This window comes from Pannonibacter sp. XCT-53 (genome assembly GCF_009915765.1).
Lineage (GTDB): Bacteria > Pseudomonadota > Alphaproteobacteria > Rhizobiales > Stappiaceae > Pannonibacter > Pannonibacter tanglangensis.
Window position 1 is genome coordinate 26865 of the sequence record NZ_JAABLQ010000001.1, and the last position, 20872, is coordinate 47736.

Here is a 20872-nt window from a genome sequence, read left to right on the forward strand (position 1 = left end):
CGATCCCGCCTGTTCCAGTCCCTGCCCAAGTTCCAGTCCTTGCCCAGGTCCGGTCCCTGCCGCGTTCGGTCTGCCAGCCGCAGCCCCGTCGGTCCGCGTGCCGCCTGATCGTCCGGGCGTCGCGGGACGGTCCGACGTGCCGGACCCCTTCTTGCTGCGCCGCTGCCTGCACTCAGCCCGCAGCCCCGGCCAGCGTGGCAAGGCCGAGGGCAGTCACCATCATTCCACTGACGAAGAGACCGACGCCGACGGCGGAGTACCAGACGGCCCGGGCCACCGGATCGCGGACAAAGTGCACCATGCAGCCAACCTGCAAGACCAGCAGCCCGCCGACCGTCAGGGCGGTCAGTGGCAAGGCACTGGCCGCAAGCACGCCGACGACGCCGGCCTGCGCCCCGGCCATGATCACGCAGGCAATCACCGCCGCAGGCCGGGCCCCGTGCAGGACCGGCAGCGTGCGGATGCCCATTGCCTTGTCTCCGGTGATCGCCTTGAAATCATTGAGCGTCAGGATGCCGAGCGCGCCGAGGCCGTACAGCAGGGCGACCACGATCATCGTCCGGTCCGGCAGTGTTCCGGTCATGGCGGTTGCCGCCGTCAGCCAGGGCAGCGTCTCGTAGCTGAAGCCGACGACCCCGTTGCCGATCCACCCGTTCTGCTTGAAGCGGAAGGGCGGGGCGCTGTAGGCCCAGGCAAAGGCCAGCCCGACGACCGACGCCCCGAAGATCAGCGGGCCCAGCGCCCACGCGGCGAGCAGGGACAGGAGCGACATCGCCACCGCAATGTAGAGGCCCCAGGCGCCCGGCATGCGGCCGGAGGGAATGACCCGGTCGGGCTCGTTGATGGCATCGACATGCCGGTCGAACCAGTCATTGACCGCCTGGCTCATGCCGCACAGCAGCGGACCGGCCAGGATCACGCCGAGCAGCACGAAGCCGACGCGCTCACCAAGGCCATGCCCCGTCGCCACCGCGCCGCAGGCGTAGGCCCACATCGGCGGAAACCAGGTGATCGGCTTGAGCAGCGCAAGGACGGCCCCCGGAGAAGGCCACCCCGGCTGCGAGGGGGAGCGGGTGAGTTCCATGCCGACCATGCTAGGCCGGGGTCAAGGAGGTGTCAATTTAAACTGACACTCATGCGTCATCAGGCGCTGACCTGTCCAGTCAGGTTGACGCTTGCCGCAGCGGCTTCGGCCGGGCCCTGGCCGACGCCCTCCCCGCAGGAGGGGGCTGGATGCTGCAGCCGGGCGCTCCCGCGGCGCGGCTGGCCGCGCGGGCGGGAGGTAAGGCGGCCAACGCGGCGGGGCGACCGGCGCCCGGGAGAAGGGACGGGGGCAGGGGCAGGCAGCAGGGACAGGCGGCAGGGGCAGGCAGCAGGGACGGGCAGCAGGGGCAGGCGGGCAGGAACAGACGCGTGTCCGAAGGATGTGACCCGGGAGAGGCAGCAGGGGCTGGCGCGCGGGAGGCGTCGATGCGGCCGTGAGCCATGGTCAGGCCCGCCTCGTCAAGCCCGCGTTCCGCAACGTCCGCGTCCGGTGGCGTTGCAGGCCATCGCGGAGGCGGCTGCGGTCGTCAGGAGCCGGGCCGATAGTTCTCCAGCCCATAGCGCCTCAGCTTGATGTAGAGGCTCTGCCGCGACAGGCCGAGCATTTCGGCAGCGCTGGCGCGGTTGTTGTTGGTCTGGTCAAGCGCGGCCTCGATGCAGATCTTCTCCACCACGTCGAGCGACTCGCGGATCAGTTCCTTCAACGGCACCTTGCCGACGAGGCTCGCAAAGCCCTCGGCCTGTTCCTGCGTTGCCTGCGGCTGCAGCGCCGGCTTGTCGCTGCCTGCAACCGGGATCAGCAGGAACTGGACCGTCTCGCTCGCCGGGTGGAAGCGTGCGGACACGGAGACCGACTGTTCCTCGCCATGGCTGTCGGTGAGGGCGGAGGCAAAACCGCTGATCTTCCGTTCATCGGCGACGCGGGCAAGCAGCACGTTCAGCTCCAGCGCGGTCTTGCCGATCCAGGTCGAGGCGTTGCGCCCGAGGACCTGATTGTGCGTGGGCGCATGGATGAGATCCAGGAACAGCGCGTTGGCCGCCAGGATCGCGCCGCTGCGGTCGGTGGCCAGCGCGGCCTCGGGCAGCAGGTCGAGATTGAACTCCACGGGCCCCGCGCTCTGTGCGCCGGCAGTTGCCGGATCGCGCGTCGCCGAGAGGCTCATGATCAGGTTGGTCGTGCCATATTCCCGGTAGGCCTGCAGGCGGGCGTCGATGGCGCAGCCCTTCGTGGCCTCAAGGCCGGCCAGCATCACCGGCTCGCCGCTGTGCCGGGCCTCGCCGATGGCATCGGCCAGCCGGTCGCGGTCCTGCTTGCGGAAGAGATCGCGCACCGGCTTGCCGGTCAGCGCGGCGACGCTCACGGACAGGAGCTGGCCGGCGGCGGCATTGGCCTCCAGAACGGTGCGGCGCTCGCCGTCGAGGACCACATGTGCGGTCTCCGACAGCCGGAAGACGGTGCGGTAGCGGGCCTCCGCCTGCCGCAGTTCCCGGTAATCCGCCTCCATGGCGATCTGGGCATCGACCAACCGCTGCTGCTCGACCATCTGCTGGCGCATCTCGCGGCCGACGATGATCGTGAAGGGGAAGCCGGCGACGACATGCGGCGTGTAGGCGACCGGCAGGTCCGGCTGGCCGGAGGCGCCATGGTTGACCTGATAGCCTCGACGCGGCCGCTGCAGCGACGAGGGATCGAGCATCGCATCGATCTTGGGCACCGACTCGGAGGTGACGCAGTCGCGCAGCCGCTTGCCGACGTGGCGGTCGAGCCCATACACGTCCAGCTCGCGGTTACGGTAATGAAGGCGCTGCAGGACACCATTCTGGTCGACCAGCCCGACGATGTCCGCACCGATCGCGATGAGGGAAGTCAGCGCCCGCGTGCCGATCGTCGTCAGCAGATCACTCTCGATGCCTGGGTCCTGCGGGTCGGAGTTGAGCGAGGACGGGGTCATTGGGGGAGCCGATCGATCCAACAAATTCCCCTTTCGGCCTTGCCGGCATCCGGCGCCTCGGGCCACCCAAGCTGCGTTGGACAATAGATATGTCCGAAAATCTTAATCGCCATTGGAGGCGTGTCACAAAGCCAGTTTATTCCGATTTCCACAGGTATATCAACATCTTCAATATCACATGAAGTAAATGCAATCAGGGATTGAATTTGTGCCTGATTGCGCCGCTGCGCTGACGGGCCGCTCCCTCTGGCTACCGGCGTCGGCGTCGCAGATTGATATGCGCTTGCGGCCTGCCGTCTGGCGCGGTCGGCGCGCCTTGAGCTGATCGCCGACGGCGCGGCGCAAGGTCCTGGCCGTGGCACCGGATGCGATCGACAGCGCGAGGCAGAGCGCAAGAGACCGTTCGAGGCAGGGCCAGCGAAGGCCGCAGAGAGGGGGGCGGCGACGGGGCCAGGGACCCGGCAGGAGGAGGCGACGGCGCCAATGTTCTGTCGGGCGAAGATCCAGCCAGGTGCGGCAGCCACTCTGCGGGCAGGCGCGGCCAGTCTGCTGGCGGGCGCGGCGGCCATGTACCCGGACGACCGCACGCCGGCTCCCCGGCCGCGGAGTGCCGTGTCGTCCTGTCGGTCATGGTTGCCGCTGATCCTCACGTGCGGTCGGCCTCCCTGGCCTTGCGGATAGGGGTCAAGCGTCGGCAAGCGCCGTTGATCCGGGGTTGTACTGAGTGTGTTCCCACCATGAGCCTTGCCTCACCCCCTGTAAACAAAAATAAACGTCAATCAAAGTTGACACTTTCGCCGTGACGGCGTTACGCTCCCTCATCTGCCGATCCCGACATCGGGCGGCGGATGGGAGGCTCGGATGACTGACGCGGGATACGGCACACCAGCACCGGTGGGGCTGCTCTACACCGAAGAAGAGCGGCAGCGGCGCGACCGGACCGTCTGGACGCTGGTCCAGGGCATCCTGGCGCCCGTCCAGTTCGTCGTCTTTCTGGTCAGTCTCGGTCTCATCCTGCATTTCCTCGTCACAGGACGCGGCCAGATGCCCGCAGAGGTCTCGGTGGTCGTCAAGACGCTGACGCTCTATGCGATCATGGTCACGGGCGCGATCTGGGAGAAGGAAGTCTTCGGCTGCTACCTGTTCGCGCGGCCGTTCTTCTGGGAAGACGTGTTTTCCATTCTGGTGCTGGCGCTGCACACGGCCTATCTGGCCGCGCTGTTCCTGGCGCTGCTGTCGCCGGCCGGGCTGATGCTGCTGGCGCTGGCCGCCTATGCCACCTACCTCGTCAATGCCGGACAGTTCCTCTGGAAGCTGCGCCTTGCCCGTCTCGACCATGCGGCCCGGCAGGCGCAGGCATTGTCCCCGGACGGGCCCGCGCTGCGGCCGGCCCTGCAGCCAGCCCTGAAGCCGGCAGGAGCGGCCCGATGAACCAGATCGCCCCTTCCTCCTGCGCCCCGGCCCCCACCATCCGCCAGCGCGGCCAGCACGAGGTCTTCTGCGGCCTGACCTCGATCATCTGGCTGCACCGCAAGATGCAGGACACCTTTTTCCTGGTCGTCGGTTCCCGCACCTGCGCGCATCTGCTGCAATCGGCCGCAGGCGTGATGATCTTTGCCGAGCCCCGCTTTGCCACCGCCATCATGGACGAGCGTGATCTGGCGGGCATGGCCGACATGCATGACGAGCTCGACCGGGTGGTTGCCCGGCTCCTCGCCCGTCGGCCGGACATCCGCATGCTGGTTCTGGTCGGCTCCTGCCCCTCCGAGGTGATCAAGTTCGATCTGGCGAAGGCGGCGGAACGGCTCAACCGGCAGCATGCGCCCGAGCGGCGTGTGGTGTCCTACTCCGGCAGCGGCATCGAGACGACCTTCACGCAGGGCGAGGACAATTTCCTGGCTGCACTCGTCGCCGAAGCTCCGGGCGCCGGTGCCGCCGCTGCCGAGGGCGCCCGGCCCGCCGCGCTGGTGGTGGCCGGCTGCCTGTCGGACATCGTGGAAGACCAGTTTGCCCGCTACCTCGCCGGCTTCGGCCTTGCGGACGTGCATTTCCTGCCGGCGCGCCACAGCCGGGCCACCCCGGTGATCGGTCCGCAGACGCGCTACATCCTGGCCCAGCCCTATCTCGGTGCCACGGCCGCCGCCCTCGAGGCCCGGGGCGCGCGGCGCATCAACGCCCTGTTCCCGCTTGGCGAGGAAGGCACCACCGACTGGCTGCAGGCAATCGCCACCGCCTTCGACGTTCCCGCCGACCGCGTCGAGGCGGTCACCGGGGCGCCGCGGCGCCGCGCCCATGCAGCGCTTGCCCACCACCGGCCGCTGCTTGCCGGCAAGCGGGTCTTCTTCTTCCCCGATTCCCAGCTTGAGCCATCGCTGGCCCGGTTTCTCGCGCGGGAGGCCGGGGCTGAGATCCTGGAGGTCGGCAGCCCGTACCTGCACCGCGATCATTCCGCCGGCGAGCTGGCGCTGCTGCCGCCGGGCGTGTCCGTCTCCGAGGGGCAGGACGTCGACCTGCAGATCGAGCGCTGCCGGCGCGCCAACCCGGATCTCATCGTCTGCGGCATGGGCCTTGCCAATCCCTTCGAGGCGGAGGGCCGGCTGACCAAGTGGTCGATCGAATTCGCCTTCGCCCCCATCCAGGGCTATGAGCAGGCCGGCGACCTGGCAGAGCTGTTTGCCCGGCCCCTGCGCCGTCAGGGCCTTCTCACCGATCTTGCCGAACCGGGGGAGGGACGCTCATGCAGCTGAGCCTGTGGACCTACGAGGGGCCGCCACATGTCGGGGCGATGCGCATCGCCGCCTCCATGCAGGGCGTGCATTTCGTCCTGCATGCGCCGCAGGGCGACACCTATGCCGACCTCCTGTTCACCATGATCGAACGGCGCGACAGCCGGCCCCCGGTCACCTACACGACCTTCCAGGCGCGCGACCTCGGCGGCTCGACGGCGGACGGCTTCAAGACCGCCTGCCGCAACGCGGTCGAACGGTTCCGGCCGGACCTGCTGCTGGTCGGCGCCTCGTGCACGGCGGAGCTGCTGCAGGACGATCCGGGCGGCCTCGCCAGAACGCTGGAGCTCGACATTCCCGTCGTGCCGCTCGACCTGCCGTCGTACCAGAAGAAGGAAACCTGGGGCGCGGCCGAGACCTTCTACCGTCTGGTGCGGGCCTGCGCCGGTTCGGCCCCGCGCCAGGGGACGCCGCCCCGGGCCAGTTGCAACCTGCTCGGCCCGACCGCGCTCGGGTTCCGCAATCGGGACGACGTCCGCGAAATCGCGGCGCTGCTGGCAGCCAACGGTCTCGATGTCCGCGTCATCGCCCCGCTCGGCGCCCGGCCGCAGGATCTGGCGCGCCTGCCCGAGGCGGCCTTCAACATCGTGCTCTACCCGGAAATCGCCGATACGGCCGCCCGCTGGCTGCAGCGGACCCACGGCATGCCGTTCGTGTCGACCTCGCCCATCGGCGTGGGCGGGACCCGCGACTTCCTTCGCGAGGTCCGAGCGATGGCGGGCCTCGATGCGGATGCGGTCGCCTCCGGACCGGACCGCCTGAGCTGGTACTCCCGCTCGATCGACAGCACCTATCTCACCGGCAAGCGCGTGTTCATCTTCGGCGATGCCACCCATGCCATCGCCGCCGCACGCGTCGCCAGCCGCGAGCTGGGCTTCCAGGTCTGCGGGCTTGGCACCTACATGCGCGAGTTTGCCCGCGACGTCCGTGAAGCCGCAGCCGGCCACGGCATCGAGGCACTGATCTCGGATGACCACCTCGAGGTCGAGGCGGCCATCCTCGAGGCCCGGCCCGAACTCGTGCTCGGCACCCAGATGGAACGGCATATCGCCAAGCGGCTGCGCGTGCCCTGTGCCGTCATTTCCGCCCCCGTGCATGTGCAGGATTTCCCGGCCCGCTACTCGCCGCAGATGGGCTTCGAGGGGGCCAATGTCCTCTTCGACAGCTGGGTCCATCCGCTGATGATGGGCCTGGAGGAACATCTCCTCGGCATGTTCCGGGATGATTTCGAGTTCAACGACCAGGCGGCGCCCTCGCATCTCGGCTCGGCCAAGGCCGCCGGCCCCGAGACCACGCTGCCGGCTGGCTCCGCCGCTCTGCCGCATGTCGATGACCGGATGAAGGTCGCGACCGGACAGGCAGCGGGAGACGCGACCGGGACCGCGCCCCTTGCCGCCCCCGCGGCTGGCAGCCCCATTGCGGTGGCTCAGGATCCGGTCCTGGCGCTCTGGACCGCCGATGCCGAGCGCGAGCTGAAGAAGGTTCCCTTCTTCGTGCGCGGCAAGGCCCGCCGCAACACGGAGCATTTCGCCGCTGCCAACGGCATTCACCCCATCACCGTGGAGACGTTGTACGATGCGAAAGCCCATTTCGCCCGATAGCCGTCCCGCCGTGCGGGTGGTCCTGATCACGCTCGACAATCACATTGCGGCTGCGGTGGATGACGCCCGGCTGCTGCTGCGGGAGGATCTGCCCGGGCTCGTCCTCAGCGTCCACGCCGCCACCGACTGGGCCGACCACCCGGACCGGCTGGAGGCCTGCCGGGAGGCGATCCGGACGGGCGACATCATCATCGTGTCGATGATCTTCGTCGAGGAGCACGTGCGGGCGATTGCCGATGCCCTCGAGGCTCGGCACCGCGATTGCGATGCCATGGTCTGCTGCATGTCGGCCGGCACGATCATGAAGTACACGTCCATGGGCCGCTTCCGGATGGATGGCCCGCAGACCGGCCCGCTGGCACTGCTGAAGAAGCTGCGCGGCGGCAGCTCGGCCAACGGCCGCGACAGCGGCCGCACCGCCGGCGAGCGCCAGATGGCGATGCTTCGCCGCCTGCCCAAGCTGCTCAAGTTCATTCCCGGCACGGCCCAGGATGTGCGGACCTATTTCCTGACGCTGCAGTACCGGATCGCCGCGTCCGACCGCAACATCGCCAACATGGTCCGGCTCCTGGTCGGTCGCTATGCTGCCGGCGAGCGCAAGGCCCTGCGGGGCCGGATCACGGCTGCCGCGCCTGAAGACTATCCGGAAATCGGCCTCTATCACCCGCGCATGACGCCGCGCATCCTGTCCCGGACCCGGGACCTCCCGCGCCCGGCCCGTCCCGAGGGCAGCATCGGCCTTCTGCTGCTGCGCACCTACATCCTGTCGGGCGACACCGGTCACTATGATGCGGTCATCGCCGCGCTGGAGGCTCGGGGGCTTTCGGTCGTTCCCGTGTTCTGCTCGGGCCTCGACATGCGCGCGGCCATCGAGGCCTTCATGACCGGCGCCGACGGCCGGCCGACGGTGGATGCGCTGTGCTCGCTGACCGGCTTCTCGCTGGTCGGCGGTCCCGCCTACAGCGATCCTGTGGCCGCCGCCCGCACGCTGGAGGCGCTGGACGTGCCCTACATGGCCGCCTGCGTCACCGAATTCCAGACGCGGGAGGGCTGGCAGGCCTCGACACGGGGGCTGACGCCGATCGAGACCACGCTGATGGTGGCGATCCCGGAGCTTGACGGGGCAACCGGCTCGATGGTCATCGGCGGCCGGTCGAGTGCGGGTGACACCGCGCAGGCCTGCATCTGTGCGCGCCAGCAGGGGGCTTGCCCCTCGGGACGCGCCTGCATGCGTCCGGATGACGAGCGGGTCGGACTGCTGGCCGACCGTCTTGCGGCGCTGGTGCGCCTGCGCCGTACGCCGCGCGCCGACCGCCGGCTGGCCGTTACCCTGTTCAACTTCCCGCCGAATGGCGGCAACATCGGCACGGCCGCGTTCCTGTCCGTGTTCGAGAGCCTGTTCGAGACCATGCGCCGGCTCCGGGCCGAGGGCTATGACGTCGAGGTTCCCGCCGATGCGGCGACCTTGCAGGACATGCTCCTCAACGGCAATGCGGCCCGTCACGGCACCGAGGCCAACGTGCATGTGACCGTCGCGGCCGACGACCATCTGCGCCAGGAGCCGCATCTCGCCGACATCGAGGCCCAGTGGGGTCCTGCACCCGGACGCGTGCTGTCGAATGGCCGTGGCCTGCATGTTCTGGGCCGGCAGTTCGGCAAGCTTCTGGTCGGCATCCAGCCGCCTTTCGGCTACGAAGGCGATCCGATGCGGCTGCTCTTCGAGGGCGGCTTTGCGCCCAACCATGCCTTCGCCGCCTACTACACCTATCTGCGGAAGACCTACGGGGCGCATGCGGTGCTGCATTTCGGCACCCACGGCGCGCTGGAGTTCATGCCGGGCAAACACACGGGCCTCTCCGGCACCTGCTGGCCGGACCGGTTGCTCGGGCCCCTGCCGAACTACTATCTCTATGCTGCGAACAATCCGTCCGAAGGGTCCATCGCCAAGCGCCGCTCGGCCGCCACGCTGATTTCCTACCTGACGCCGTCGGTCACCGAAGCCGGTCTCTACAAGGGACTGCAGGGCCTGAAGGCCAGTCTCGACCATTACCGCGGCCTTGCGCCCGGCGTCGATGCCGAGCGGGAGCGGCTCCTTCTCGTCATCCGCAGCCAGGCGGAGCAGCTGGGTCTCACCTCCGGCACGCAGGACCTGACGACCGAGGCCTTCGTGCTGCGCCTCGTGGCGATGGTCACGGAGATGGAATACGCGCTCATTCCCGACGGTCTGCACGTGATCGGGCGCGGAATGGGCCCGCGCGAGCGCGCCGAGATGCTGCAGCACATGGCCACCGGCCTGTCGGCCGGGACCGTCGCCCTGCCGGATCCGGCGCTGCTGGCGAGCATTGCCGCCGGCGACAGCGCGGCCGTCACCGAGGCGCTGGCCACCCTCGATCCGGAGGCCCGGCAGCTGGTCGGCAAGCTGGTCGAGATCGACCGCAACCTGTCGGACAACCGCGAGCTTGACGGGCTGGTGCGGGCGCTCGATGCCCGTTTCGTGCCGCCGTCGCCCTCCGGCGACCTGCTGCGCACGCCGGATCTGCTGCCCACCGGGCGCAACATCCACGGCTTCGACCCCTTCGGCATCCCGAGCAAGTTCGCCCAGGACGACGGCATGCGCCAGGCGGCGCTGGTGCTGGAGCGGCACATGCAGGCCGACGGGCGGCTGCCGGAAACGGTCGCCATGGTGCTGTGGGGCACCGACAACCTCAAGACCGGCGGCGCCCCGCTGGCGCAGGCGCTGGCGCTGATGGGCGCGCGGCCTCGGCTGGACGCCTACAACCGGGTCTGCGGCGCGGAACTGATCCCGCTGGAGGAGCTGAAGCGCCCGCGCATCGATGCGGTCATGACCCTTTCGGGCATTTTCCGTGATCTGCTGCCGATCCAGGCCAGCATGCTGGCCGAGGCGAGCTATCTGGCGGCGACGGCAGACGAGCCCGAGACGCTCAACTTCATCCGCAAGCATGCCCTGGCCTATTGCGCCGCCAAGGGCTGCGATCTCGAAACGGCGGCCTACCGGGTCTTTTCCAACGCCGACGGCACCTACGGCGCCAACGTCAACATGCTCATCACGTCCTCGGCCTGGTCCGACGACGACGAGATCGCCGACACCTACACCAGCCGCAAGAGCTTCGCCATCAGCCGCAAGGGCAAGACCAGCCGCCAGACGGCCCTGCTCGATGCGGTGCTGGCCGATGTGGACATGGCCTACCAGAACCTCGAGTCCGTCGAGATCGGCGTTACCACGATCGAGCATTACTTCGACACGCTGGGCGGGCTCAGCAAGGCCGTGTCGCGGGCCAAGGGCGGCGCGGAGCTTCCGGTCTACATTTCCGACCAGACCCAGGGCGAGGCGCGGGTGCGCACGCTGGCCGAACAGGTGGCTCTCGAAACGCGGACCCGGACCCTCAATCCGAAGTGGTACGAGGGCATGCTGAAGCACGGCTACGAGGGCGTGCGCAACATCGAGGCCAGCGTCACCAACACGCTGGGCTGGTCGGCCACCACCGGTGGTGTGGAGCCCTGGATCTATCAGCAGATTACCGAAACCTACGTGCTGGATGCCGCGATGCGCCGGCGGCTGTCCGACCTCAATCCCGCCGCCGCCGCCCGGGTTGCGGCCCGGCTGCTCGAGGCCCAGGACCGCAACTTCTGGCAGCCCGATGCCGAAACGCTCGCAGCCCTGCGCAAGGCAGGGGAAGAACTCGAAGACCGGCTGGAAGGCCTGGTGACGGAGGCAGCCGAATGAACCTCTACACGCATCCCAAGACGTCCGAGCGCGATGCGCGCATCGCCCAGCGACTGCAGGAGCGCGCCGACGGGGAGGGCAGCGTCCAGGTCCATCTCGACCCGACGATGGAGATCGACGGTGCCAAGGTCTTTGCCGTCTACGGCAAGGGCGGCATCGGCAAGTCGACGACCTCGTCGAACCTGTCGGTGGCCTTTTCCAAGATCGGCAAGCGCGTGCTGCAGATCGGCTGCGATCCCAAGCATGACAGCACCTTCACCCTGACCAAGAGCCTGATCCCGACCGTCATCGACATCCTGGAGAAGGTCGACTTCCACACCGAGGAACTGCGGCCGGAGGACTACATGGTGGCCGGCTTCAACGGGGTGCAGTGCATCGAGGCCGGTGGACCGCCGGCCGGCACCGGGTGCGGCGGCTATGTGGTCGGCCAGACGGTGAAGCTCCTGAAAGAGCATCACCTGCTCGATGACACCGACGTCGTCATCTTCGACGTGCTGGGCGATGTGGTCTGCGGCGGCTTTGCCTCGCCGCTGCAGCATGCGGAGCGCGCGGTCGTCGTCGCTGCCAATGATTTCGACAGCGTGTTCGCGATGAACCGGATCGTCGCGGCCATCAAGGCGAAGTCGAAGAACTACGAGGTCCGCCTCGGCGGTGTCATTGCCAACCGGTCGCGCGAGACCGACCAGATCGACCGCTACAATGCCGCTGTCGGCCTTGAGCGCCTGGCGCATGTGCCGGATTCCGACCATGTCCGCCTGAGCCGCCTGCGCAAGTGCACCCTGTTCGAGATGGGCGATGCGCCGGAGATCCGCGCCATCCAGAACGAATACCTGCAGCTGGCCGAGCGGCTGTGGGCCGGCACGCCGGCGCTGCAGGCGGAGCCGATGAAGGATCGCGAGATCTTTGAATTTCTCGGGTTCGAGTGAGAGGCGGCCGACGATGTCCCAGACCAGTTACCTGCGCCGGACCAGCGAGATCGAACACTACTTCGACCGGACCGCCCTTGACGCCTGGAAGCGGCTGACCAGCGACCAGCCGGTGAGCGGCATTCGCGCCACCGTGCGCAAGGGCCGCGAGGACATGCGCAACACCCTCTCGGGATGGCTGCCGCAGGACCTCACCGGCTGGCGCATCCTCGATGCCGGCTGTGGCTCCGGCGTGCTGTCGCTCGAGCTTGCCGCCCGCGGTGCCGACGTGGTCGGCGTCGACCTGTCGGCACAGATGGTCGCCTTTGCCTGGCAACGGGCGGCCGAACAGCAGGCCCGCAGCGGGGATCTCGGCGGACAGGTCGAGTTTCGCGCCGGCGACATGCTGGCCCCGGAGCTTGGCACCTTCGATGCCATCGTGGCGATGGACGTGCTGATCCACTACGCGCCGGCGGATGCCCGCCGGGTGCTGGAACAGATGGCGGCGCGCACCCGGCGCCGGCTCATGGTCACGCTTGCGCCGAGCTCGTCCCTGCTGAAGGCGATGCTGATGATCGGCAAGGTCTTCCCGCGGGCCGACCGGGCACCGGCGATCTATCCGACCGATCCCGCGCGCCTGGTGGCCGATCTGGTCCGCCAGCCCGCCATGGACGGCTGGGTTGCCGGCCGCAGCCACCGGATCTCGATCGGGTTCTACACATCCCAGGCCGTGGAGGTCATGCGCCCATGATGTTGCAGTCTGCAAATCGCAGGATGGTGGCGTTCTGGCAGAAGGCCGGACTGCGCTTCATGCCGTTTGCCGATGCGGCGAGCGCCGAAGTGCCGCTGCCGCGACTGCTTCGCCTTGCCCTGTTCCAGGTCTCGGCCGGCTGGGTGATGGTGCTGCTGAACGGGACACTCAACCGGGTGCTCATCGTCGAACTGGGCGTCTCGGTGGCGCTGGTCTCGATGGTGATCGCGATCCCGGTTCTGGCTGCGCCGCTGCGGCTCGTCTTCGGGCACCGGTCAGACACCTACCGGTCCGTTCTCGGCTGGCGACGGGTTCCCTACATCTGGCTGGGCAGCCTGCTGCAGTTCGGCGGTCTGGCGATCATGCCCTTCGCCCTGCTCCTGCTGCAGTCACAGACCCTCGGGCCGTCCTGGGCCGGAGCGGCGGGCGCAGGCCTTGCGTTCCTGCTCACCGGCTTCGGGATGCACATGGCCCAGACTGCCGGACTGGCGCTGGCCACCGACATCGTGCCGGAGGAGAAGCGGCCACGGGTCGTGGCGCTGCTCTATGTCATGCTGCTGGTCGGCATGATGGCGGCCTCGCTGTTCTACAGCCTCCTGCTCACCGACTTTGCGCCGGTGCGCCTCATCCAGGTGATCCAGGGAACGGCGGTGCTCACCATCGTCCTCAATGTGATCGCCATGTGGAAGCAGGAAGCACGCGATCCGGCCCGCACCGCCCATGCCCACGATACCCAGCGCCTCGGCGCGGCGCTGGCGACCTACCGGCGCAATCCGGGCGCGCTGCGCCTGCTCGTCGCCGTGGCGATCGGTTCGGCCGCCTTTTCGATGCAGGACATCCTGCTCGAGCCCTATGGCGGGGAGATCCTCGGCATGAGCGTGGGCGAGACGACGCTTCTGACCGGGCTGTGGGCAGCCGGAACGCTGGCGGGCTTTGCCTGGGCGGCTCGCAGCCTCAATCACGGGGCGCAGATGTACCGGGTCGCGGCCCGCGGCGTGCTGATCGGGCTGGGGGCCTTCTCCGCCGTCATCCTCGCGTCACCGCTCGGCCTGCAGGGCCTGTTCTATGCCGGAGCGGCTGCGGTCGGGCTCGGCGGCGGGCTGTTTGCCGTCGGCACCATGCTTGCGGCCATGGGCATCTCGGTCCGGTCGGACAGCGGCATCGTCGTCGGCGCCTGGGGCGCCGTGCAGGCAACCGCAATCGGCCTCAGCCTGCTTCTCGGCGGGCTGATCAAGAACGCGGTGAATGCCATGGCCGTGCATGGCGGGCTGGGCGTGGCGCTGGACACGCCTGCCACCGGCTACCTCGCGGTCTACCACCTCGAGATCGGACTCCTGTTCCTCTGCCTGGCCGTGCTGGGGCCTCTGACCGGGCGCAGCTACAACCAGGGCCCCACCACACCCATGCGATTTGGACTGGCCGACATGCCTGGCTGATGCCACGGGCGGCCGAAGAAGGAGGCGTAACCATGACTGGTTCTGTTGTCGGCAGCATAGATGTCGCTCAGCTGGTGCTCTATGCGTTCTGGATCTTCTTTGCCGGACTGATCTGGTACCTGCGCGGCGAGGATCGTCGCGAAGGCTATCCGCTCGAGGACGATGTCACCGGCGCCTACGACAAGCGCCCCTGGCTCTTCGTTCCGGACAGGAAGACCTTCGTCCTGCCCTTCGGCCAGGGCACGCGCCAGGTGCCGGATCTCAAGCGCGACACGCGTCCGCTGAACGCCGAGCGCCTGTCGCGCGCGCCGGGCTATCCCTACGTCCCGACCGGCAATCCGATGCTGGCAGGCGTCGGTCCGGGTTCCTGGGCCGAGCGCGAGAACATTGCGGACCTCACCGCCCACGGCGATCTGCGCATCGTGCCGCTGAGCCAGGCCGAAGGCTTTGCCATCGCCGAAGGGGAACTCGATCCGCGCGGCCTGCCGGTGTTCGGTTGCGATCTCAAGAGCGGTGGCATCGTGCGGGACGTGTGGGTGGACCGCTCGGAACAGCTGTTGCGGTACTATGAGGTCGAGCTTGCAGCCGGCGGGCGGACGGTGCTGCTGCCGAACAATTTCGTCGTGATCAAGCGCGGTCGCGGCGACAAGCCCTGCCTGTATGTCCATGCCATCACGGCCGCACAGTTCGCCGATGTGCCGGCGCTTGCGGCCGCCGACACCGTCACCCGGCTCGAGGAAGACAAGATCGCCGCCTATTACGGCAGCGGCCTTCTCTATGCCCTGAGCGATCGCCAGGAGCCACTGCTGTGAAACAGTTCGTTGCTCGCGAGCATGAGATCGAGCCCGTGCCCGGCCTTCCCGGCTATCTTCCGGCGGGCGAAGTGCAGCTCTGGCAGGGGCGGCCATCGGCCCGGCTCTTTGCCCGTCACGTGCTGAAGAACCGCTGGATCGCCGCCTATTTCGCGGTGCTCATCGCCTGGGGTGTCGCATCGGGCCTCTATGACGGGCGGCCGGTCGCCGGCATCCTGTTCTCGGTCGCCGTCCTGTCGACCCTGGCCGCCCTCGTTCTCGGGCTGATCGAGATCTATGCCTTCGCCGTCGAACGGACGACGCTCTACACGATCACCTCCCGCCGGGTCGTGATCCGCTTCGGTGTCGCCTTCTCGATGTCGCTGAACCTGCCCTATGCCCAGGTCAACGCGGTCGCGCTGGGCGGGCTCGGCGGGCGGGCCGGGCACGTGGCCCTCGCGCTGAAGCCCGGGCATCGCCTGTCCTGGCTGATCCAGTGGCCGCATGTCCGCGGCTTTCGCCTTGCGGAGCCCGAGCCGAGCCTGATCTGCCTGCCGGACGCCCGTCAGGTGGCCGGCGTGCTTGCCCTTGCGATCACGCAGCATGCGGCAGCGACGTCCGGACATGCCCGGGTCACCCCGGAGACCGCGACGCCTGCAGCAGTTCCGGGCGCCATGGCGGCCGCGGAATAAGGAGGAGAAACGATCATGGCACCGGCCTCGCACCTCGGCTATCTGGCGGACCGCACGGGACGCCGCAGCAACCCGTTCCCGACGCGGATCCTCGCCGGCGCGGCACTGCTTCTCGCCTTCAGCGCCGGCGCCGTGCTCTTTGGCCAGACCACCGGCATCGGCGTGATCAAGCACCGGACCGGAGCCCCTGCCGCCATGCGCGACATCACGCTCGCGCGGATGGCGGATGACCGCGTGATCGTCCGCGATGCGGTCAGCGGACAGGAAATCGTCAGCTACAGACCCGACGAGGGCGGTTTTGTCCGCGGCTCTCTGCGGGCCTTCGTGCGCATGCGTATGGTCGCAAACGTGCCCGAAACGGCGCCCTATCGCCTCATCAGGTGGGAGGCCGGCACGGTCAGCCTCTCCGACACCGTCACCGGCGAGCGGATCTATCTGGAGGCGTTCGGCAAGGACAATGCCGCTGCCTTCGGCGCGCTGTTGGGAGATCAGGGAGGTACCCGCAAATGAACTCGCTTTTTGCCTTGATGCGGCGCAGGGAAACCGTCGACTGCACCGTGGAGATCAACAACACGTTCGATCAGCTGGGCGCGCATGTGCGCTTCGACAACGGTGTCGTGGTGCATCCCGGCGATGAGGTCTTCGTCCATGGCGCGCCCGTGTCGATCCCCTACGGTCGCTGCGAGAGCTTCCGCCGCGAGGCGACGATCCAGCGTGCGGGCTTCCTGGAACGCGCCTGGATCCGGGCGACGGGCGATCTCGACATGATGGAACTGTGCGAATTCAGCTTCACCGAAAGGGCACTGTCATGAACAAGCCGGTTTCCAACACCGATCTGGCGGACCACAGGACGCTTGACGATCGCAAGTCGGCCGTCAACGACACCACCCGCAGCGCGCTGGTGTCCACCATGCTGACGCCGCGCTTCTACACCACCGACTTTGAGGAGATGGACCGGATCAATGTCGAACCGGTCCGTGTCGAATGGGACGCGCTGATTGCCCAGATGCGCAGCGACCCGAACCAGGGCCACTTCAAGCGCAACGAGGAATGGGACGATGTCGACCTGGACGCCCTGCCGGCGGACCTGCGCGAGGAGCTGATCGATTTCCTCGTGTCCTCGCTGACCTCAGAGTTTTCGGGCTGCGTGCTGTACAAGGAAATGAAGCGGCGCGGCAAGAACAAGGAGATCTGCGAGCTGTTCGGCTACATGAGCCGGGACGAGAGCCGCCATGCAGGCTTCATCAACGACGCGCTCAAGGACTTCGGAATTGGCGTCAACATGGGCTTTCTGGCCAAGGCCAAGAAGTATACCTACTTCAAGCCCAAGTTCATCTACTATGCGACCTATCTGTCCGAGAAGATCGGCTATGCCCGTTACATCACCATCTTCCGACATCTCGAGCAGCATCCCGAGCACCGCTTCCATCCGATCTTCAAGTGGTTCCGCCAGTGGTGCAATGACGAGTTCTCGCATGGCGAGGCGTTCTCGCTGATCATCCGCTCGGATCCCCGTCTGCTGCGCGGGCGCAACAAGCTCTGGATCAAGTTCTTCCTGCTGGCGGTGTTTGCGACCATGTATGTGCGCGATCACATGCGGCCTGCCTTCCACAAGGCGCTGGGCGTCAACATCGAGGACTATGACCTTCGCGTCTTCCGCCTCACTTCCGAGATCTCGCGCCAGTGTTTCCCGCTGGTGCTGGATCTCGAGCATCCGGCGCTCATCGAGGGCTTCCGGCGCATGGAGCGGATCAATCGCAGGATGCAGGCGGCCACGGAGCGCGGGGGGCTCTCCGGCCGGCTCGGCCGCGCCTGGTGGGGCCTGGCGGCCGGCGCCAACTTCCTGCGCATGTACATGATCCCGGCGAAGAAGAACGACCTGCCGGCGACCTCGCGTCTGCAGCCCGTCTGGTGAGGGGGACAGGATGAACCTTGCAAGTCCGGTCACGGCTGTGCTGCTCGCCATCGGGATCTGGTGGCTGTCGACCGGGCTTGTCCTTGCCATGGTGCACTGGTCGGGCAAGAAGTCCCTCCGGCCCTGGCAGTTGCTGCCGTGGGTGACCGGGATCGGCGTTCTCGGCTTCGTCCTGATGCTGGAAGGCAGCGCGGCGCAGACGCCGGTCGGCTCCTACACGGGCTTCTTCGGGGCGCTGCTGGTCTGGGCCTGGCATGAGACCACCTTTCTCACCGGGATGGTCACCGGCCGGCACAAGGGCGAATGCCCGCCGGGCCTCACCGGTCTGGCCCGGTTCCGTGCGGCCTGGGCGGCGGTCTGTGATCATGAGATCGCCCTGCTGGTGACGGCCGTGGTCCTGTGGCTCGCCCTGCGCCATGCCGCCAACCTCTTCGGCCTTGCCACGTTCGGGCTGCTGTGGGGCATGCGGATTTCCTCCAAGTTGCTGATCTTTCTCGGTGCGCGGCACGCGATCAGCGGTCTGATGCCGCCGGCGATCCTGCATCTGCGCTCCTATTTCAACACCGGCCGGACGACCCCGCTGTTTCCGCTGTTCCTGGCTGGCGCCATCGGGATCTTCGCCGTGCTGGTCGTCGGCGTGCTGCGGGCACACCAGCCCTATTCGGAGGTTGGCCACCTCCTGCTGGCGACCTTCATGGCGCTGGCCATCATCGAACATCTCATTCTCGTGCTGCCCGTCTCGGACACCGCGCTGTGGCGCTGGGCCGTCCCCGGATCGCGTCCGGCGCATGACGCGGGCAGCGTGCCGGCTTCGGCGCTGCGGCCTGTCCGCCGGCAGCCGGAAACACCTTAAGGAACCAGAGAGAGAAGAAGGAACGCAAAATGGACATCTTTGAACACATGGAAGCCGCTCTCTCGGGGCTGAAATCCGCCGGCAACTACCGCGTCTTTGCCGAGCTCGAACGGCGCAACAGCGCCTTCCCGCGGGCAACGTTCTACGAGGACGGCGGCGCCACGCGGGATGTCACCGTCTGGTGCTCCAACGACTACCTCGGCATGGGCCAGAACCCGGTGGTCACCGGCCGGATGGTCGAGGTCATCGGCCAGTGCGGCGCCGGTGCCGGCGGAACGCGCAACATCTCCGGCACCAACCATCACCATGTGCTGCTGGAACGCGAGCTGGCCGACCTGCATGCCAAGGAAGCGGCGCTGATCTTCACGTCGGGCTACGTCTCGAACTGGGCTGCGCTCGGCACGCTGCTGGCGCGCATTCCCGGGATCATCGTCTACTCCGATGCGCTGAACCACGCCTCGATGATCGAGGGCATCCGCCATGCGCGCTGCGAGAAGCGGCTGTTCCGGCACAATGATCCTGCACATCTGCGCGCCCTCATGGCCGCCGATGACCCGGCTGCCCCCAAGATGGTCGCCTTCGAGAGCGTCTATTCGATGGATGGAGACATTGCGCCGATCCGCGAGATCTGTGATGTCGCGGATGCCTTCGGCGCCATCACCTATCTCGACGAGGTGCACGCGGTCGGCATGTATGGTCCCAGGGGCGGCGGGGTGGCCGAACGCGAGGGGCTGATGGACCGCATCACCGTCATCGAGGGAACGCTCGGCAAGGCCTTCGGCGTGATGGGCGGCTACATCACCGGGCCGGCGGTGCTGGTCGACTTCGTCCGGTCCTTTGCCTCCGGCTTCATCTTCACGACCGCGCTGCCGCCCGCGCTTGCGGCGGCGGCGGCGGCCTCGATCCGGCATCTGAAGGAAAGCCAGAGCGAGCGCCAGGCGCACCAGGCGGCGGTTGCCAAGGTCCGGTCCGCGCTTGATGCGCGCGGCATTCCGCACAAGCACAATCCCAGCCACATCGTGCCGGTGATCGTGGGCAATGCGTCCAAGTGCAAGTGGATCTCCGACGTGCTGCTGAATGATTTCGGCATCTATGTCCAGCCGATCAACTATCCGACCGTTCCGGTCGGCACCGAGCGGCTGCGCATCACGCCGACCCCCTTGCACAGCGACGCCGACATCCGCCATCTGGTTGAGGCCCTGTCGGCGCTCTGGTCGCAATGCGCGCTGGCGCGGGCGGTGGCCTGACAGCGTCGAGCCGAAGGACCTTCGCATGAACCGGCAGATCCTCATTCCGGCCGTTGCCGGCGACGGCACGCTCTATCCGGTGGAGAAGCTCGACGCCCATGTGCGCGGGCTTTTGCATCTTGCCGTCTCGGTCTTTGTCTTCGATGCGGATTACCTGCTGGTTCAGCGCAGGGCGGCGGGCAAGTATCATTGCGGCGGGCTCTGGGCCAACACCTGCTGCAGCCATCCGCACTGGGACGAGAGCGTCGAGGCCTGTGCCCATCGGCGTCTCGAGGAAGAGCTCGGCTTTTCCGTCCCCCTGCAGCGTCACGCCACGGTCGAGTACCAGGCGGATGTCGGGGCGGGCCTGAGCGAGCATGAAAGGGTCACGCTGTTCAGCGCCGAGGTCGACCGGACCCGGCAGGCGGTCGTGCCCAATCCCGACGAGGTCGACGCCGTGCGCTGGATCCGGCTGGAGGATCTCCATGTGGAAGTCCGGCAGACGCCCGAGCGTTTCACGCCCTGGTTCCGGATCTATCTGGAACGCTTTCCGGCGCTGCGCTTTTCCTGAAGGTTTACCGGGCTTGATCGTGCATCGGGCCTGATTGGGCATCGGGCTTGATTGTTCAAGGGGGGCTTGACTATTCGGGGCCCGAAGGTCCGGCCGGTCCGACGGACTGCGCGCCGCAGGTCCTTGCAGGGGATGTCGGAACCGGGTCCAGGTTTGCAACGGGGCGCAGCGGTCGTGTGCCTGCGCCGACAGTCATGCCGTGTCGCCGTGGTGCTTCGTTCGGGGCAGTCCACCATGCCGGCTTGGCCGAGCCTGCCCGCGCAGCGGTCCGCCATGGCGATCCATGCCACGACGGGGGTCCGGGGCCTGACGTCCTGATCCGGGTGTCTTTTGCGCCGGGAGCCGTCGCCGGGCGCATGATCCGGGCCCGTCCGGGTCCTGCAGCGCCCGCGCACCTGCCCTGCTTTCCCGAGAACTGGACCCGAGCCCTCTTGCCGGCGCGCAGGCCCTGACGCGAGCCTGTCACGCCTGCTCGCCGATGCCCTGTGGCCGACGTCTTTCCCCTCATGTCCTCTCCGAAGGGTCAAGGTGCCCGGACCGCGGTCGCCCGGTTCCGGAACGCCCTGGATGGCCACCGGACCTGCCCCCGGATCGGTCACCGGAC

The 20872-nt window shown here is 67.8% G+C and carries 16 protein-coding genes and 1 pseudogene; 15 read left to right on the forward strand and 2 right to left on the reverse strand.

All coding sequences use genetic code 11. From position 1 onward, the window contains the following. Positions 1-253: 253 nt before the first annotated feature. Positions 254-1093 (reverse strand): annotated as a pseudogene (gene chlG, locus GWI72_RS00135) (chlorophyll synthase ChlG); the annotation flags it as partial. Between the two features lie 478 nt (positions 1094-1571). Continuing rightward, complete coding sequence (gene ppsR / locus GWI72_RS00140; RefSeq protein WP_161674750.1) at positions 1572-2996, reverse strand: transcriptional regulator PpsR; 1425 nt, start codon at positions 2994-2996, stop codon at positions 1572-1574. 861 nt (positions 2997-3857) lie between these two features. On the opposite strand from ppsR, the gene bchF reads away from it, so the two are divergent. The 15 genes from bchF to idi are packed head-to-tail and all read left to right on the forward strand — an operon-like array spanning position 3858 to position 20268. Next, on the forward strand, positions 3858-4427 hold the full coding sequence (bchF, locus tag GWI72_RS00145; protein WP_161707356.1) for a 2-vinyl bacteriochlorophyllide hydratase: 570 nt from the start codon (positions 3858-3860) through the stop codon (positions 4425-4427). Continuing rightward, positions 4424-5743, forward strand: a complete 1320-nt coding sequence (locus GWI72_RS00150; RefSeq protein WP_161707358.1) for a ferredoxin:protochlorophyllide reductase (ATP-dependent) subunit N — start codon at positions 4424-4426, stop codon at positions 5741-5743. The genes bchF and GWI72_RS00150 overlap by 4 nt, the downstream gene beginning before the upstream one ends. Beyond that, on the forward strand, positions 5734-7383 hold the full coding sequence (gene bchB / locus GWI72_RS00155; RefSeq protein ID WP_161707360.1) for a ferredoxin:protochlorophyllide reductase (ATP-dependent) subunit B: 1650 nt from the start codon (positions 5734-5736) through the stop codon (positions 7381-7383). The genes GWI72_RS00150 and bchB overlap by 10 nt, the downstream gene beginning before the upstream one ends. Further along, entirely contained in the window at positions 7358-11128 is a 3771-nt protein-coding gene (locus GWI72_RS00160) for a magnesium chelatase subunit H (RefSeq protein ID WP_161707362.1), read from the forward strand. Before bchB ends, GWI72_RS00160 begins: the two co-directional genes overlap by 26 nt. Continuing rightward, positions 11125-12054, forward strand: a complete 930-nt coding sequence (gene bchL, locus GWI72_RS00165; protein WP_161674760.1) for a ferredoxin:protochlorophyllide reductase (ATP-dependent) iron-sulfur ATP-binding protein — start codon at positions 11125-11127, stop codon at positions 12052-12054. Before GWI72_RS00160 ends, bchL begins: the two co-directional genes overlap by 4 nt. Before the next feature lie 13 nt (positions 12055-12067). Then, positions 12068-12784, forward strand: a complete 717-nt coding sequence (gene bchM, locus GWI72_RS00170; RefSeq protein WP_161674762.1) for a magnesium protoporphyrin IX methyltransferase — start codon at positions 12068-12070, stop codon at positions 12782-12784. Further along, positions 12781-14220 carry a BCD family MFS transporter gene (locus GWI72_RS00175; RefSeq protein ID WP_161707364.1) on the forward strand — a complete coding sequence of 480 codons (1440 nt, stop codon included), beginning with the start codon at positions 12781-12783 and terminating at the stop codon, positions 14218-14220. The genes bchM and GWI72_RS00175 overlap by 4 nt, the downstream gene beginning before the upstream one ends. A 32-nt stretch (positions 14221-14252) precedes the next feature. Then, positions 14253-15032 carry a photosynthetic reaction center subunit H gene (gene puhA / locus GWI72_RS00180; protein ID WP_161707366.1) on the forward strand — a complete coding sequence of 260 codons (780 nt, stop codon included), beginning with the start codon at positions 14253-14255 and terminating at the stop codon, positions 15030-15032. Continuing rightward, positions 15029-15703, forward strand: a complete 675-nt coding sequence (gene puhB, locus GWI72_RS20260; RefSeq protein WP_161707367.1) for a photosynthetic complex putative assembly protein PuhB — start codon at positions 15029-15031, stop codon at positions 15701-15703. The genes puhA and puhB overlap by 4 nt, the downstream gene beginning before the upstream one ends. A gap of 15 nt (positions 15704-15718) precedes the next feature. Then, positions 15719-16213, forward strand: a complete 495-nt coding sequence (puhC, locus tag GWI72_RS00190; protein WP_161707369.1) for a photosynthetic complex assembly protein PuhC — start codon at positions 15719-15721, stop codon at positions 16211-16213. Then, a complete protein-coding gene (locus GWI72_RS00195) occupies positions 16210-16515 on the forward strand; it encodes a hypothetical protein (protein WP_161674771.1) in 306 nt (101 codons plus the stop codon). Before puhC ends, GWI72_RS00195 begins: the two co-directional genes overlap by 4 nt. After that, positions 16512-17618 carry a magnesium-protoporphyrin IX monomethyl ester (oxidative) cyclase gene (acsF, locus tag GWI72_RS00200; RefSeq protein ID WP_161707371.1) on the forward strand — a complete coding sequence of 369 codons (1107 nt, stop codon included), beginning with the start codon at positions 16512-16514 and terminating at the stop codon, positions 17616-17618. The genes GWI72_RS00195 and acsF overlap by 4 nt, the downstream gene beginning before the upstream one ends. 10 nt (positions 17619-17628) lie before the next feature. After that, complete coding sequence (locus GWI72_RS00205; RefSeq protein ID WP_161707373.1) at positions 17629-18471, forward strand: DUF3623 family protein; 843 nt, start codon at positions 17629-17631, stop codon at positions 18469-18471. Between the two features lie 29 nt (positions 18472-18500). After that, positions 18501-19718 (forward strand): 5-aminolevulinate synthase, encoded by a 1218-nt coding sequence (gene hemA, locus GWI72_RS00210; RefSeq protein ID WP_161707375.1) that lies wholly within the window; start codon positions 18501-18503, stop codon positions 19716-19718. A gap of 25 nt (positions 19719-19743) precedes the next feature. After that, the gene (gene idi / locus GWI72_RS00215; RefSeq protein WP_161674778.1) at positions 19744-20268 is read left to right on the forward strand and encodes an isopentenyl-diphosphate Delta-isomerase; all 525 of its coding nucleotides are present in this window, start codon (positions 19744-19746) and stop codon (positions 20266-20268) included. Positions 20269-20872 lie beyond the last annotated feature (604 nt).